Genomic DNA, 16932 nt, shown 5'->3' with positions numbered 1-16932 from the left:
GTAGACTAAAATGATTGAACTAGGTAGTCTCAAAATAATAAATAGTGATTCCATAATTGAAATTAGAAAGAAAATTCATATTCTTGTTACAATGCTTGGATATACTGAAATTAAAGCTACAAGAATAGAGACGGCTATATCAGAGATATGTCGTAAATGTTATCGTGACAGCAGTGAAATGATGATTTCAATTTTTATAATAAATAATAGGGCACAAGGTGCCCTATTATTTAAATTAACTAAAATTATAACCAGTGAAAATCTTATATTTGGCAATCAATTTTTTGATAAATATTCAATAAATAATTCTAAAGATGATTCATTGTATATCGAAGCACTTTCTTATATAAGTGATGTAAATCTTTCTATAAGTGATGGATTGATAGAGGAGTTCAAAAGAGAACTATCTTTACCCTCAAGAGCGGAACTTATGAATGAGTTAAAAAAAAAGAATGATGTATTGCTATTACAAGCAGATGAATTGAGAGACGCCAAGGAGAGTGCAGAGGATGCAGCCCAAACAAAGTCTGATTTTCTAGCAAATATGAGCCACGAGATTCGTACTCCCATGAATGCAATTATGGGAATGACTCATTTAATTCAAAAAACAGATTTGAATGTGAAACAAAGAGACTATATTGATAAAATATCGAAATCTAGCCATCATCTACTGGTTGTAATAAATGATATTTTAGATTTTTCTAAAATTGAAGCCGGTAAACTTGTGATTGAAAAAACAGATTTTAAGTTAGATGTTGTACTTGATAATTTAGGAAATCTTATTGGAGAAAAATGTGCTTCAAAAGGTCTTGAATTAATTTTTGACTTAGATCCTGAATTACCAAACAATTTATGCGGTGATCCGTTAAGATTGGGTCAAATTCTTATTAATTATGTAAACAATGCAGTTAAATTCACTGAAAAAGGAGAAATCATTCTAAGAATTCGCAAAGAACAAGAAGTTGGCAAAGATTGTTTCGTAAAATTCGAGGTACAGGATACAGGAATTGGCATGACAGAGGAGCAGAGTAGTAAGCTTTTTCAATCTTTTCAACAAGCAGATACTTCCATAACTAGGAAATATGGTGGCACTGGACTAGGCCTAGCAATTTCTAAGAAATTAGCCAGCTTGATGGATGGAGATGTTGGAGTTGAATCAGAATGTGGAAAGGGAAGCACCTTTTGGTTTACTGCTAAGATGAGTATTAACAAGGTAATGGAAACGGTATATTTACTACCTGAAGATTTACGCAATCGAAATGTGCTTGTTGTAGATGACAACCTACAAGCACGGTTAATACTTTCCGAAATGCTACGAGGTATGTCTTTGCGTGTAACAGATGTAGACTCCGGTGAAAAAGCACTACAACTAATTGCTAGATCAAATAATGGAGAAGATCCTTATGAAATTGTATTTATGGATTTGCTAATGCCTGGTATCAATGGTATAGAAGCAATGCAGAGAATTCATACAATGCCTCTTAAAATAAACCCTTGTTGCATTATGGTTACTGGTTATGGCCGTGAGGAAGTCTTTAAGGAGGCAGAAAGTGCTGGCATTGATATGGTTTTAGTTAAACCTGTTAATTCTACAGTGTTGCAGGATTCTGTAATTCGTATCTTGGGCGGAGAAAAATCTGAAAACCCTGAAGCTGTGGAATATTTCCCAACAAATATAAGTAACCAAGATCTTACGGGAATCCGAGGTGCACGTATATTATTGGTGGAAGATAATGAATTAAACGTACAAGTTACCCTTGAATTGTTGGAAGAAGGTAACTTTTCAATAGATGTTGCTGAAAATGGAAAAATTGCAGTAGACAAAGTTAATGAAAATCAGTATGATATTATACTTATGGATATGCAAATGCCGGTAATGGATGGTGTTACAGCAACAAAAGAAATTAGAAAGAACCCAGCGCATTCATCACTACCAATTATTGCAATGACTGCCAATGCAATGATCAGTGATCGCAATAAGTGTATAGCGGCTGGTATGAATGACCATGTTGCCAAACCTATAGAGCCAAATAAATTGTTTACAATACTCCTAAATTGGATTCCGCATAAAAAAATAAATATGCTACAAGTACAAGCGCAATCTTCAATGAAAACTTCTGCAGTGGAACTTGGATTTAGCATTCCAGGACTTGATACATCCCTTGGATTAAGAAGAGTACTTTGTAAGAAAAAATCTTATATCAATCTATTAAGAAAATATATTTTTGGACAAAAGGATACATTTATAGAAATTGAAAAAATGCTTTCAGCAGGAGACTGGTCTAGTGCAGAACGTATGGCACATACTTTAAAAGGAGTATCTGGAAGTATTGGTGCTGTTATGATTGAGGAAAGGGCTGCTAATTTGGAAGGATCAATTCGAAACCATACTTCTAAGCACAAATTAAGCCCCTTAATACAAGAAACTAATGTTATGCTTGCTAAAATGATAGAACACATTGAAAAGGCATTACCAGAAGAGAAGCAGACAGTGATGCTTACAGGCCCTAGTTCCTCACTTGCGGAACTACTAAATATTTTGGAAGAACTTAAACCTTACATAGAAACTCGAAAACCTAAAAAATGTGCGCAAGTAATGCTAAAATACAGAAAATTAGTTTGGCCAATAGAAACTCAAATACACGCTACAGAACTTGATAAACTTCTTTCAAAATATAAATTCAAGGAAGCCTTAGAAATACTAAAAGCCTTGATGAATAAACTTAAAATAACTACCCTTTAGACTTCAAAATAAATTTGTATATCTAAAATAAATGCTAAAATCTAGAATTTTTCGGGGTAAAAACATGATATTTTTCATTGTCGAAATAAGGGTACTTGTGTATAATAAAATAATACACAAATACCTTTTTTTTATTTTACAGGAAACAAATTACACAAGGGAATGTGGATAATTTTTCAGAAAGGCATTTTATTATTATAGTACAAATTTAGAAACAAACAAAAAAATTTACGTGGGGGAATCATAAAAATGAGAGTAGGAAATAAAATAAAGTTAGTACAAGGGACCATATCTTTGATATCTATAGCATTTATAGCATTGTGCGCTATAGTTATTATCAGTTTCACAACTTCTTCCAAACTTAATAACTACTACACTAGGTTAAGCTCTAACGGTGTTGCTACAATAGAGACGTATGGAGATATGAACGGGAGTTTTAACGAACTAAGGACATATTTAACCAAGGTTTTAGATAGAGCATATACAGATGCACAGATTACTGATGTTGAAAATACAGATGCCACAGTAAAAGACTGCTTTAAAAAGATAAAATCCCTAGGATTAGACAGCAGCCAAGTCGCGGCAATAACCGAAATAGAAAATAGCTATACAAGCTACATGGATATATATAATGACGTAAAGACTAAAAGAAAAGCAAATTTAACAATAACATCAGACCAATCAAAACAATTTACAGTAGTAGGTGCCACCATTACTGATGGAATAAAAACTGCTTTATCTAAAGAAAACGCGCGTATAATAGCTGAAACAGCGGAGTATAAAAGTGCGTCTGCCTCTTCTAATAGAGCACTTGTGGCAGTTGCAATTTTTTCTACTTTATTATTATTAATAATATCTGCAGTATTCATATCTGAGCTGAAGTTATTATTAAAAGAAACAATCAATACTATAAAGGTGATAGCATCAGGGGACTTTACTTCTGTCATAGACACTTCTCCAAATACAGAATTTGGTGATATGAATAAGCAACTAGATACTATGAGGAATTCTGTAGCGGGTTTATTAAGAGATGTAAGAACTGTTTCTTGCACCATTGATGAAGGTGCGTCAAATCTATCTGCATTATCAGAAGAAATGTATTCAACCTCTGATGAGGTTTCAACGGCAATCGAAGAAGTAGCAAATGGTTCCACTACCCAGGCCGGCGAATTAATGTCTATAAATGAATCTATAAAGGAATTTGGAAATGCATTAGGTATATTCGTTACGTTAACAGGAGGCGTTGATTCTACAGCAGGCAGCATTGGTAGCATGGCAAGTACAAGTAACAAACAACTAGAGGAACTAGTTATTTCTTTAAACAATATTAGCAACTCCTTTGAAGGTGTTATCGATAAAATTAAAGAGCTTGAAGGCAGTATAAATGAAGCCAATGAAATAACAGGCTTAATAAACAATATCTCAGTACAGACAAATTTACTTGCACTGAACGCAGCTATTGAAGCTGCTAGGGCAGGAGAATCTGGAAGAGGTTTTTCAGTAGTAGCAGATGAAATACGAAAGCTAGCAGATCAGAGTAAAAACTCTTCTGACAGAATTAGTGGGTTACTTAGTAATGTGTCATCAGAGACATCTAATTTAGTAAAAACCACAGGCGATGTTAATAAAGACTTAGCCAATGAAGTAATAACAATAAATACAGCTGTGGAATCATTTCAATCTATAATAAACTCTGTAGAAAGTATTATACCTGATATACAAAAAATTTCAGTAGGTATTGGTAATTTGAATGTAGGCATATCTCCAGTAATGCTTAAGCTAGAGGGTACCAGCGCTGTAGCAGAAGAAAATTCAGCTGCCTCAGAGGAAATTGCAGCATCAACAGCAGAGATGAAAAATTCAGCAGGTTCTGTATCTAGTACTGCACAAAGTTTGACGGATTCTGCAGATCAATTAACAAAAGAGTTAAATAAATTCAAGCTTTAAGTAAGTCTCTTACGAAGGGCAAGGAGGTTATTTAGTTAATGCTTTTATTGAAATCCAGGATGAATTCCGTAAAATTTATCATGAATATGCTAATACAATTAAAATGCACTCTGTCCAGTAAAACTAGAATCACAATGTAAAAATGGGTTTGGAGATGGCTGGAAGCCATCTCCTTTTTATCCTCAAATAATACCACCAGGTCCCCCGTTAACAACAATAACTTTTGAAATACATACACCTGTTTCCTTTTGGAGGTTAGTAGTAAAATAAAACGTAGATCCAATCCTTTCTTCACTTTCAAGCCAAATATCTCCGCCCATTAACTCTACTAGATTTTTAGATATGGCTAGTCCTAACCCTGAGCCTTGATACTGTTTAGTGTAGGTACTATCTAATTGTTCGAATCTTTCAAATAATAATCCCTGTTTATCCTTTGAGATTCCAATTCCAGTATCTTTTATTGAAAATTTTACCTTTACAGTGTTTTCATCGATATAATCCATTGACAGACCTACGATTACCTTACCCATTTCAGTAAACTTAACTGCATTTCCAATTATATTTGATAATATCTGCCTTAATTTTATAACATCGCCATTTAAAATAATGGGTATGTCTTTATCAATTTCAGCGCTTAGTACTATACCTTTTTCATTTGCACTAATATCAAATAAGGTAGTAACCTCATTAATAACATCTTTAATCTTAAATGGCTTAGATTCAATAATAATTTTACCTGCTTCAATTTTAGAAAAATCTAAAACATTATTAATTATTGCAAGCAATACCTTGGTTGATTTCATTACCAAGGTCAAGTATTCTCTAGCTTCTTCATCTAGATCAGTCATTAACGCTAATTGCGTCATTCCCATTATTCCATTAATAGGAGTTCTGATTTCATGACTCATGTTTGCAAGAAATTGACTTTTTGCAATATTTGCTTGTTCTGCTTCAAGTTTTGATTTAGTTAATTGCTCCTCAATTGCTATTCTTTCCAAAATTTCTTTTTTTAGATCACTATTTGCTTGCTTTAACTTATCATTTATTTTATCTTCTAATTGTTTAGTCCTTTTAACGACCTTATCTTCTAGTTCTAAATTTAAGGATAATATATCATTTTCCCGAAGCTGCACATGCTCCTTCATTATGTCAAAATATTTATATAGTTCAACAAATTCACTATAACCTCTAACCTTAGGGTAAATACTGTAATCTCCAGCAGAAATAAGTTTAGTTTTGTTGATAAGATTATTGAAATCTCTAGTTATATTTACAATACTGAGTTCGGAAAGAATGAAATATAATAAAAGCATTATTGCGAAAGAAATATAAAAAGTGTTTTTAATTTTTATAATTGGCTCAAATACTTTATTCGAGTTTAGGGTTATAACAGAATACCAACCAGTATGTTTGTTTTTCATTGAATACAAAATTAACTTGTTATTATTTTTATCACCTATAGTAGTTTCTTGATTTTTAGTTTCATTCTTAATTTCATTGAAATAAGCAAATTGTCTTCGTTGATTTACATTATCATAATTATTGTCAATGAGATATATTCCTTTCCCATCCAATATAGAAATGTTTTGTACTGAACCCGAAGTGGTGTCTTGAGAAATTTTTATTATTGTAGACAGATTTAAATCTACCACTAACAAATTTCCATTAACATAAAGAGAAATAGAAACAGTAGGTTTCTGTATCTGGTCAGATATAAATACACTGGACCATACCAACTTACCAGATTTGTCTATTTTTTTAAAAAAGTCTTCATTTGTCGCATTTGTTCCGATTTTTTCTTTATTAGAAAGAGCTGTATTTTTAACAAAACCATCTTTGCTAATAATTTGAATATTATTAAAATAAGGATATATTTTAATTATTTCATCAAGGTATTTATTTATTTTTTCATCAGAAATATTGTCTTTTAGTAGTAATTCTTTTTCTAATCCATTTATAATATTTATTGGACTTTTAATGAAATTCTCAACTTGATTATTAACATTTAAGAGCATAATATTATTTGATTGTTTAACACTCTCCTGAACCTGATGATTAGATATTGAAATTGTAATATATCCAATTATTAAAGTGGGCAAAATAAATATAAATATATTGTTTAATAACATCTGACCCTTTAAGCTAAAGATTCTTTGCATAGGTTAATCTCCTTTTTTAAGCTGTCCACCTTCTATTTTAAAAATCATATATTTTCTATTACTATCTCCAAACTTATCAATGCTGTAATTTCCCTGTAAACCTTGAAAATTTCCAATCTTAATTATATTATTTTTAATGGTAGAAGGCCTTAAATTAGGACCCCCTTTTATGGCCAGAAATAAAGCCGCGACTGTTTCATAGGAATACGCAGATGAAAATGTAGGACTTTCACCGTACTTATCAAGATAAGCATCTCTAAATTTTACAAAATTTACTGATTTATCGGAGAGATCAATTCCACCTACAATAAGCATGTCTTCAATAGCATTTCCACCTTTTCTAATTAAATCAGCTGTATTTGACCATAAGGGTGCATAAATATGAACATTGGATCCTAGTTTTCGTATCTGCTGAGTTATTTCTGCATTAGCTTTTGAATCTCCAATAATGAAAAGCGCATTAGCCTTTGACTCTAAGACCTCCTTAGCTAGACTTGAATAGTTTACATTTAAACTGGAACTAAAGGTTTTTGTTAAAATAATCTTACCGCTATTTACCTCCAGAAGTTTTTTGAAATTATTATAAAGAGCATCTGTAAATCCCTTGTTTTCTAAATCGTATAAAACCGCAAATTTTTTATCATTATTTTTGTTAGCCATATTAGCTAAAATCTCTGCCTGTCCACTGGTAGTTGAGATAAATCTGAACTAATTCCTGACATAGTGCCTAAAATACCAATCTTTATGGATTTGGTGCCTTTATTGCATCCAGATAAGTACATTACATTACAAATATGAAATACACAAAGAATAATTATAGTATTAATCTTGAATCTCATATGGATTCACCCCTCATATTAATTACATTTTATAATGTTAATGGATTTTTTTATTGGCAAATTTTTAATATTCTGCATTTTACAACATTATAATATTAAATAATGTAAAAATCAAATAAAAGCGGCCTTAAATTATTAGGAAATCCTATAAAAAACTATAAAAATGCTAGATACTTCTTTAATAATTAAATTTTAATAAAAAGATTAATTGTATTATAAAAAAAACCCAATATATGTTGTAATATACAAAAGTATGTAGTACAATGTTCTAAAGTTAGTTAGCTATAACTAACTTGGAGGTATAATAAGTGAAAATTGATATATTAAAAAGGAAAGACAGTATAATTATAACAGCCATTGAAGTGTTATATGAAGCCGGTATTAATGGAATGACAATAAAGGAAATAGCTAAAAGACAGAATATATCAGAGCCTGCCATTTATAGGCATTTTAATGGTAAGAGAGAAATTATTAAAGAAATTCTTAGAAAATACTCGATTTATGACGAAGTAATAAAAAACACAATACTAGACAATAATATGGGTGGCAAAGAATCGATTAAATATTTTTGTAGGGCTTATGCGGAATATTACCAAAACTATCCGGAAATTACTACTGTAATGTTTTCTTTCGATATTTTTAAGTATGATGAAGATGCTAACAAGGAAATGAAAAATATTATTAAAAATAGATATGATTTATTATATGGATTTGTTTCAAAAGCTATTGATAAAAAAGAGGTTTCATTAAATAAAGATATACAAGCACTTACAGATTCAATTTTTAGTATTTTATGGACTACTACTTTTTTATGGAGAATGGAAAATTGCAGTTTTGATGTTAAAGAGCGAATTCTTTTAGCAGTTAATAATATAATAGATTTTTAGAGGAGATGAATTTGGTGAAAAGGGTTTTAATTACAGATGATGCAGTATTTATGAGATTATCATTAAAAAACATGCTTGAAAAGAACGGATTTGAAGTGGTTGGCGAGGCTGAAAACGGTGCTATTGCTATCGAAAAATATAAGATTCTTAAACCTGACATTGTAACGCTTGATATTACAATGCCAATAATGGATGGAGTTGAGGCATTAAAACATATAAAAGCATTTGATAAAAGCGCAAAAATTATTATGATTTCTGCAATGGGACAAGAAACAATTGTAAGAGAAGCTGTGATGTTCGGTGCTACTGGCTTTGTAATAAAACCATTTATTGAAGAAACAATAGTAAAAGCTTTTTCAAAATTAAAATAATTTTTAAAAAAAAGGGGGACTATTATGTCAGAAGGTGGAATGAGCAGAGAACCAATGCTAGAAGTATATATTTTTGAAGCCACGCAACTAATGGAGCAACTTGAAGAAATTAGTATTGAATGTGAAAAGAGCAAAAATATTAGTAAGGACGCAATAAATGAAATTTTTAGAATAATGCACACCATAAAAAGCTCATCAGCTATGATGATGTTTAACAATATATCTGTTCTAGCACATTCACTGGAAGATTTGTTTTACTTTATTCGTGAAAGCAAAGATGTAACTATTAACTTTGAACACTTATTTGATTTGGTGCTTTCTGGTATTGACTTTATCAAGGGAGAAGTTTCTAAAATCCAAAATGACTGTGATGCAGATGGATCTAGTGAAAGCTTGGTATTAAAAAGTTCAAACCTTCTTCGGGATATGAAAGAGGCTAACGGAGAAATTATCAAAGATTATTTTACACAGCAAAATGAGGATGCTAAATATTATATTAGTTCTTATCAAAGCGTAGGTAAAGAAGCTGCACAAAAGTATGTGGCAAGAATTTTTTATGAAGATGGTTGTGAGATGGAAAATGTGCGTGCTTATACTGTAATTCACAATCTTAAAGACATAGCTTACGAAATATGTCACCTCCCTAAAGATATTATAGAAAGTAACGACAGTGTGGAGGAAATTAGAAAGAGCGGCTTTTTAATAGGTTTTTCTACCTATGTGGAAAAGAAAAAAATTGAAGAGCAATTAAATGAAATTATTTTTTTAAAAGAATTAGAACTGATACAAGTGGAAGAATATCCACCAGAGCTTAAAACATTAAAGGAAAAAAAAGAAATTATTCTTGAAGACCCAATAGAGAACATTAAAAGTGTTGAGACCAATAAAGAAGAGTCAGCGCCTTTAACTATAAGTGGAAAAGGACAAAGCATTATAAGCGTAAATATTTCAAAACTGGACATGCTTTTAGATTTAGTAGGAGAAATTGTAATTACAGAAGCAATGGTTACAAAAAATCCAGATTTAGATTGCTTACAGTTAGACAATTTTAATAAAGCTGCAAGACAACTAAGAAAACTTACTAATGAATTACAGGATGTTGTTATGTCCATAAGGATGGTGCCAGTATCCATGACTTTTCACAAGATGAATAGAATTGTGAGAGATATGAGTAAAAAACTAAATAAAGAAGTTGAGCTTGAAATTATTGGTGAGGACACAGAGGTAGATAAAAATATTATTGATCATATTTCTGATCCACTTATGCATCTTGTGAGAAATTCCTTAGATCATGGACTAGAAGAAAAAGAGGAAAGAGTAGCTTCTGGCAAACCGGAAATTGGAAAAATTACTTTAGAAGCAAAAAATGCTGGTGGTGATGTATTTATAATTGTTAGTGATGACGGACGTGGACTAGACAAGAAAAGTATATATGAGAAAGCTAAACTTCAAGGGCTAATTACTAAGCCTGAGGATGAGTTAACAGATAAAGAAATTTTCTCAAATATTTTATTACCTGGATTTTCCACAAATGAAAGTGTTACAGAGTATTCTGGTCGTGGCGTTGGAATGGATGTAGTGAAGAAAAATATCGATAGCATTGGTGGAAGCATTTCTATTGAAAGCTCAAAAGGAAAAGGGAGTAAAATATCAATCAAGATTCCTCTAACCTTAGCGATAATTGATGGATTAGAGGTAGCTGTTGGAAAATCTAAATATACAATACCTATTACAGCCATTCGTGAGTCTTTTAGGCCAAAAGAAAATGAAGTAATTGGAGACAGCGAAGGTAATGAAATGATAATGATACGAGGGGAAGCCTATCCAATTCACAGAATTCACCGAATATTCAATATAAATACAGAGGTAACCTCTTCAAATGAAGGGATACTGGTATTGGTGGAGGATAATACAAAAGCTGCCTGTTTGTTTGTAGATTCTTTAATCGGTGAACAACAGGTGGTAGTGAAGTCTTTACCACCTTATATTAAAAAAGCTAATGGTATCGCTGGATGTACAATACTCGGTGATGGCAACATAAGTCTTATTATAGATATAAGTGGAATTTTAGACAGGTAAAACTAAAGAAAGGTGGTAAAAAAATGGCACAGGTTTCAGATGAAATTGTAGAAACTGCAGAAGATACTCAAAAGGGTAAATTTCTCACATTTTCTGTTGGACGGGAATCTTATGGCATCGAAATTAAGTTTGTCATAGAAATAATTGGCATACAGGAAATAACAGAGGTTCCTGAATTACCTAATTACATAAGAGGAATAATAAATCTTCGGGGAAAGATTATTCCGGTAATTGATGTAAGGCTTAGGTTTAAAAAAGATGAAAAGGACTACAATGATAGGACTTGCATAGTTGTAATTGACATAAAGGAAATTTCTGTTGGGCTTATTGTGGATAATGTAGCTGAAGTAATTAATATAGATGATAGTAATATTGTTCCGCCACCGGATATAAAGACAGGTTTTCACAATCGTTATGTTAGAGGAATCGGAAAAGTAGGAAATGAAGTTAAACTGCTACTAGATTGTGATAAATTGCTTAATGATGATGAACTAGATAGCTTGAATACAATAGAAACTGCTAATTATTAAAACTCAAAATAAATTAATATTAGGGGGATAAGTTTATGAAATGGTATATGAATATTAAAATTTCAGCGAAACTTCTATCAGGTTTTATAATGGTTGCTATTATTGCTGCCGCTATAGGTGTTGTAGGTATTATAAGTTTGAAAAGTATTGATAAATCAGATACAGAGCTTTATGAAAATCAATTAGTACCAACAACTCAATTGGCGGAAATCAACAAAAACTTTCAAATGATACGTGTAAATGTACGAGATATTATTATTGAGACAAAGGCTGAAAAAATGCAAGTAATTGAAGATTCTATAAATACAAAAAGAGTGGAGATGCAAAAGTTATCAACTGAATATGAAAAGACTATCCTTTCAGATAAAATGCAAGTTGCATTTAAAGATTATACTAAGAAGAAAGATGACTTTGAGGCTCAATTGGATAGTGTATTAAGTCTAGCAAAAACTAACAAGAATGTTGAAGCTGAGGCTTTAATAAGTGCCACTGGAGCTTCGGGAAAATCATCAAAGGCCCTGCAGGAATCCATAGATTCATTAATTACAATGAAATCAGCAGATGCTAACATTAAATCAGAGAATAATTCAAGTAATGCTAACAGAGCAATTGACATCATGATTATCCTGCTTATTGCTGGTGTACTTATAGCAATAACCTTAGGATTTTTCCTCAGCAATATTATTAGTAAACCACTGAAACTTTTAGCAGATGCAGCAGACAAAGTAGCAGTAGGAGAAGTTGACGTAAATATAACAGCAAAAACAAAGGATGAAATTGGTAAATTAATGGTATCCTTTGCTAAGATGGTAGATAATATTAAGAGTCAAGCCCAATCGGCAGAAAAAATTTCAAGGGGAGACCTTAACGTAGAAATTATACCAAAATCAGATAAGGATGTGCTGTCAAAGAGCTTGAAACTTGTACTAGAAACGCTTCAAAAACTTGTGGCAGAGGCACAAATGCTAACTAAAGCTGCTGTTGAAGGAAAACTTAGTATTAGAGGAAATGAAGATGCATTTAAGGGTGGATACAAAGAAATTGTACTTGGTATAAACAAGACATTAGATGCAGTAATTGAGCCTGTAAAAGAGGCCTCAGAAATATTAAAACAAATGGCAAATGGTAATTTAAAAGTGCAAGTTAAAGGAGATTATAAAGGAGATCATGGGGATATTAAAAATGCGTTAAATGATACTATAGATTCATTATCCTCCTACGTAACTGAAATTTCAGAGGTTTTAGATGAAATGTCTAACTCAAATCTTCAACTAACCATTAATAATGAATATAAAGGAGACTTTGCTCAGATAAAGGATGCATTAAATCTTATAATCCAATCCTTTAATGAAGTTTTTACAGAAATAAATACTGCTGCAGATCAAGTATCTGCAGGCTCAAATCAAGTTTCAGATGGTAGTCAGGCCCTCTCTCAGGGTACTACAGAACAAGCAAGCTCTATAGAAGAATTAACTGCTTCCATTACGGAAGTGGCAGCTCAGACCAAGCAAAATGCAGTTAATGCTAGTCAAGCAAATGAACTTGCACTTAACGCTAAAGAAGGAGCAGCCCTTGGAAATTCCCATATGAAAGAGATGCTTAAATCTATGGAGGAAATCAACGAGTCGTCCTCAAGTATTTCAAAAATAATTAAGGTTATTGATGATATAGCTTTCCAAACTAATATGCTAGCTTTAAACGCTGCAGTTGAAGCCGCAAGAGCAGGACAACATGGTAAAGGCTTTGCAGTAGTAGCTGAGGAAGTAAGAAATCTTGCAGCAAGAAGTGCCAAAGCAGCAAAAGAAACTACAGATTTAGTGGAAGGTTCTATAAAAAAAGTTGAGATTGGAACAAAAATCGCTAATAATACTGCAGAGTCCCTTGATCAAATAGTTGTAGGTATATCAAAAGCAGCAACTTTAGTTGGAGAGATAGCATCAGCTTCAAATGAACAAGCAACTGCAATATATCAAATAAATAAGGGCATAGAGCAAGTTTCAGATGTGGTACAAACTAATTCCGCAACTGCAGAGCAAAGTGCGGCCGCTAGTGAAGAACTCTCAAGTCAAGCATCAATGCTTAAGAGTATGGTAGGAAAATTTAACCTAAAAAGAAGTTCCACTTCCTCTTACATGGAAGTATCTTTGGGAGGCCCGCAAAATATAAGCCAATTAAATAATAAATTTCCAGCTCATGCTGAGGCATCCGCAACTAAAAGCAAACCAAAAATATCCCTAAGTAATACGGATTTTGGAAAATATTAATAAAAGTTCTATTAAGACCATGTCACTTTATTAAAGTAAAGTGGCATGGTCTAATAAAAAATAAAGGTGAAGATATGATAAATTTAAAAGACAGCGAATTTAGAGAACTTACAACATATATGAAAACTAACTATGGAATAAACCTTACAGAAAAAAAGCTACTTATTGAGGGTCGCCTTAGTAATATGATTACAGAAAAGGGTTTTAGTAGTTTTTCTGACTACCTAAAATTTGTTTTTAAAGATTGTTCTGGGAATGAAATTACTACCCTTATAAATAAGCTTACTACTAATCATACTTTTTTTATGAGAGAGGCGGATCACTTTGAATACTTTAGAGATGAAGTGCTACCATACCTAGAAGCAAGCTCTAAAAATAAAGATTTAAGGATTTGGAGTGCAGGCTGTTCTAGCGGAGAGGAACCCTATACCCTAGCCATGATAATCGCGGATTACTTTGGAGATCAAAAGTTTATGTGGAATACAAGGATACTGGCAACAGACATATCAGAAAAGGTATTAGAAATAGCTGAAAAGGGAATTTATTCCCAGGAAGCAGTGAATACTATACCAAAATATTGGGGACTAAGATATTTCAACAAAATTGCAGATAAAAACTATGAAATTTGTGAGGAAATAAGAAATGAAATAATATATAGAAATTTTAATTTAATGACTGACATATTTCCTTTTAAAAAAAAGTTTCATATTATATTCTGCAGAAATGTGATGATATACTTTGATCCAAAAACAAAGACAGAATTAATTAATAAATTCTACGAAATGACTGAGCCTGGAGGGTATCTTTTTATAGGTCATTCCGAGTCAGTAAATAAAAATGAGACCAATTATAATTATATTATGCCTGCTGTTTACAGGAAAGGATAGATGAACATGAATATAGCAAAAAAAATAAGAGTATTAGTTGTAGATGACTCTATACTTTTTAGAGAAGCAATTGCAAGAGGCATAGCTCTTGATCGTGGAATAGAAGTTGTTGGCACTGCAGGCGATGCCTTCGCAGCAAGGGACAAAATAATAGAGTTTGAGCCAGATGTTATGACCCTAGATGTTGAAATGCCAAAGATGAATGGTATAGAATTTTTAAAAAGACTAATACCTCAGTATCCTATGCCAGTAGTTGTTGTAAGTGCAGTAAGTGATAATGTTTTTGATGCTTTAAATGCTGGAGCGGTAGACTTTGTTACAAAAATGAACTCAGTAACGGGCACTAATAAGGAAATCTTTATAAATGAATTAATTATAAAAATTAAAATTGCATCTATGGCAAAGGTGGGGCACCTTAAAAAGGATAACACCAGTGAGAGACGTATAGGCAAAATTAATTCTAGAAATAATAATACTGTAATTGCTATCGGTGCATCTACAGGCGGAACTCAAGCTATTCTTGAAGTGGTTAAAGACTTTCCGCCGGATATGCCCGGAATTATAATAACTCAACATATGCCCGCTGTATTTACAAAAATGTATGCTGATAGGTTAAATAATCTCTGCCCTATGGAAGTGAAAGAAGCTGAAACGGGGGATATAGTCCATCCAGGAAGAATCCTTATTGCCCCAGGAGATAAACATATGGAATTAAATAGGCGTGGCAATAATTATTATGTAGAATGTTTTACCGGCGATAAAGTAAATGGACATTGTCCTTCAGTGGATGTACTATTTAATTCAGTAGCGGATATAGCAGGAAGTACAGCTATTGGAATTATTTTAACTGGAATGGGCTATGATGGAGCAAAAGGTCTTATGAAAATGAAGCAAAAAGGTGCATATACCATTGGACAAGATGAACAATCTAGCGTGGTTTACGGTATGCCTAAAGTGGCCTATGATATTGGCGGCGTAACTAAACAAGCATCCTTAAAAAATATTCCTAAGTTAGTTTATTCTATACTAGAAGATAAAAAATAATATGACAAAAAGGATGAGTATAATGATTATACCAGATTTAAAAAAATTTTATACCACCGCTGAAAGATTGGATATGGAAGTAGTAAAAAAGCAGTCACAAAATTTTAATGCTAATGATCCTTACCTTAAAGCTTTAGACTCTATGAATATTTTCATAATCATATTGAATTCTTATAGACAGATTGTATATGCAAACAAGACTTATTTAAAATTATTAAATATTAAAGATATATCAGATATTTTAGGGAAAAGATTAGGTGAAAGCTTAGGTTGTATCAATTTTTTTAAAAATGAGGATGGCTGTGGAACTTCATCTGCTTGTCAAAATTGTAGTGGACGTAATATAGTTTTGAAATCAATTGCTTTAAATCAGGAAGTAGAAGATGAAGTTTCAATAATTAGAAAAATAGACGGGTTTGATGTACCAGTTAATTCATTCGCAAAGGTTGTACCTATAGAAATAAATAAGGAGATTTTCTATTTGGCTTCCTTTATTGATGCCACAGATTCTGTAAAAAAGAGATCTATGGAAAAAATATTTTTTCATGATGTAATAAATACCGCAGGCGCTTTAAAAGGGATACTTAATTTATTAAAAACTGAAGTTCCTCCCATATATGAAAATGAAGTCGCACAAGTTGAGGGCTTGTTTGAAGGGCTTATAGATGAAATACAATCTCAAAAGCAAATCCTAGCTGCCGAAAATAATGAGCTTTTTATAGAACTAGAAGAATTTAACTCTAAAGAGGTATTACGCACATTAAAAAAGCTTTATAAGGGTTATAGTGATTCTCTAAATAAGACAATAAAAATAGCTGAAGACTCTATAAGTATAGATTTAAAAAATGACATCACCTTATTAAAAAGGGTAGTAGGAAATATGCTTAAAAATGCACTTGAAGCTACGATGGATAATGGAGTTGTTACTATGGGTTGCAGTATGGCTCCAAATGAATTTGTACAATATTGGATAAGGAATTCTAGCTATATTAGAGCAGACGTGCAAAACAGCATTTTTAAGAGGGCTTTTTCTACAAAAGGAAAAGATAGGGGCCTGGGCACCTATAGTATGAAGCTTTTAGGTGAGAAATACTTAAATGGGTCTGTTGGATTTACTTCAAGCAAAGCTTACGGTACTTGTTTTTATATTAATATCCCGAAAGTTAAATTTTAACAAAGAGG

At 32.1% G+C, this 16932-nt stretch carries 13 protein-coding genes; 10 read left to right on the top strand and 3 right to left on the bottom strand.

Going from position 1 to position 16932, the window contains the following annotated elements:
* The first annotated feature begins 10 nt into the window (after positions 1–10).
* Positions 11–2743, top strand: a complete 2733-nt coding sequence (locus G9F71_RS03250; RefSeq protein ID WP_164949511.1) for a hybrid sensor histidine kinase/response regulator — start codon at positions 11–13, stop codon at positions 2741–2743.
* Between the two features lie 249 nt (positions 2744–2992).
* The gene (locus G9F71_RS03245; protein WP_164949510.1) at positions 2993–4690 is read left to right on the top strand and encodes a methyl-accepting chemotaxis protein; all 1698 of its coding nucleotides are present in this window, start codon (positions 2993–2995) and stop codon (positions 4688–4690) included.
* A gap of 182 nt (positions 4691–4872) precedes the next feature.
* Here the strand turns inward: G9F71_RS03245 and G9F71_RS03240 are convergent, their stop codons facing one another.
* From G9F71_RS03240 to G9F71_RS03230, 3 genes are read right to left on the bottom strand one after another with little or no spacing between them, the layout of a single operon-like run.
* Entirely contained in the window at positions 4873–6849 is a 1977-nt protein-coding gene (locus G9F71_RS03240; protein WP_164949509.1) for a hybrid sensor histidine kinase/response regulator, read from the bottom strand.
* A 3-nt stretch (positions 6850–6852) separates the two neighbouring features.
* Positions 6853–7509 (bottom strand): ABC transporter substrate-binding protein, encoded by a 657-nt coding sequence (locus G9F71_RS03235; RefSeq protein ID WP_164949508.1) that lies wholly within the window; start codon positions 7507–7509, stop codon positions 6853–6855.
* A gap of 5 nt (positions 7510–7514) precedes the next feature.
* On the bottom strand, positions 7515–7688 hold the full coding sequence (locus G9F71_RS03230) for a hypothetical protein (RefSeq protein WP_164949507.1): 174 nt from the start codon (positions 7686–7688) through the stop codon (positions 7515–7517).
* Positions 7689–7996: 308 nt separating this feature from the next.
* Here G9F71_RS03230 and G9F71_RS03225 point away from each other — a divergent pair, with 308 nt between their 5' ends.
* The 8 genes from G9F71_RS03225 to G9F71_RS03190 all read left to right on the top strand — a co-directional run bounded on the left by G9F71_RS03225 (position 7997) and on the right by G9F71_RS03190 (position 16924).
* Positions 7997–8575, top strand: coding sequence for a TetR/AcrR family transcriptional regulator (locus G9F71_RS03225; RefSeq protein ID WP_164949506.1), 579 nt, complete (start codon positions 7997–7999; stop codon positions 8573–8575).
* 14 nt (positions 8576–8589) lie between these two features.
* Entirely contained in the window at positions 8590–8946 is a 357-nt protein-coding gene (locus G9F71_RS03220) for a response regulator (protein WP_164949691.1), read from the top strand.
* A 24-nt stretch (positions 8947–8970) separates the two neighbouring features.
* A complete protein-coding gene (locus G9F71_RS03215; protein WP_164949505.1) occupies positions 8971–11025 on the top strand; it encodes a chemotaxis protein CheA in 2055 nt (684 codons plus the stop codon).
* Between the two features lie 23 nt (positions 11026–11048).
* Positions 11049–11555, top strand: coding sequence for a chemotaxis protein CheW (locus G9F71_RS03210; protein ID WP_164949504.1), 507 nt, complete (start codon positions 11049–11051; stop codon positions 11553–11555).
* Positions 11556–11590: 35 nt separating this feature from the next.
* Positions 11591–13819, top strand: coding sequence for a methyl-accepting chemotaxis protein (locus G9F71_RS03205; RefSeq protein WP_164949503.1), 2229 nt, complete (start codon positions 11591–11593; stop codon positions 13817–13819).
* Between the two features lie 74 nt (positions 13820–13893).
* Positions 13894–14706, top strand: coding sequence for a CheR family methyltransferase (locus tag G9F71_RS03200; protein ID WP_164949502.1), 813 nt, complete (start codon positions 13894–13896; stop codon positions 14704–14706).
* Positions 14707–14712: 6 nt separating this feature from the next.
* Complete coding sequence (locus G9F71_RS03195; RefSeq protein WP_164949501.1) at positions 14713–15750, top strand: chemotaxis response regulator protein-glutamate methylesterase; 1038 nt, start codon at positions 14713–14715, stop codon at positions 15748–15750.
* 22 nt (positions 15751–15772) lie between these two features.
* Positions 15773–16924 (top strand): ATP-binding protein, encoded by a 1152-nt coding sequence (locus G9F71_RS03190; protein ID WP_164949500.1) that lies wholly within the window; start codon positions 15773–15775, stop codon positions 16922–16924.
* The last annotated feature ends 8 nt before the right edge of the window (positions 16925–16932 follow it).

The sequence above is a fragment of the Clostridium sp. FP2 genome, from assembly GCF_011065955.2.
In the GTDB taxonomy this organism is placed as follows: domain Bacteria; phylum Bacillota; class Clostridia; order Clostridiales; family Clostridiaceae; genus Clostridium_AD; species Clostridium_AD tagluense.
This window is presented reverse-complemented; position numbering and strand designations above follow the sequence as displayed.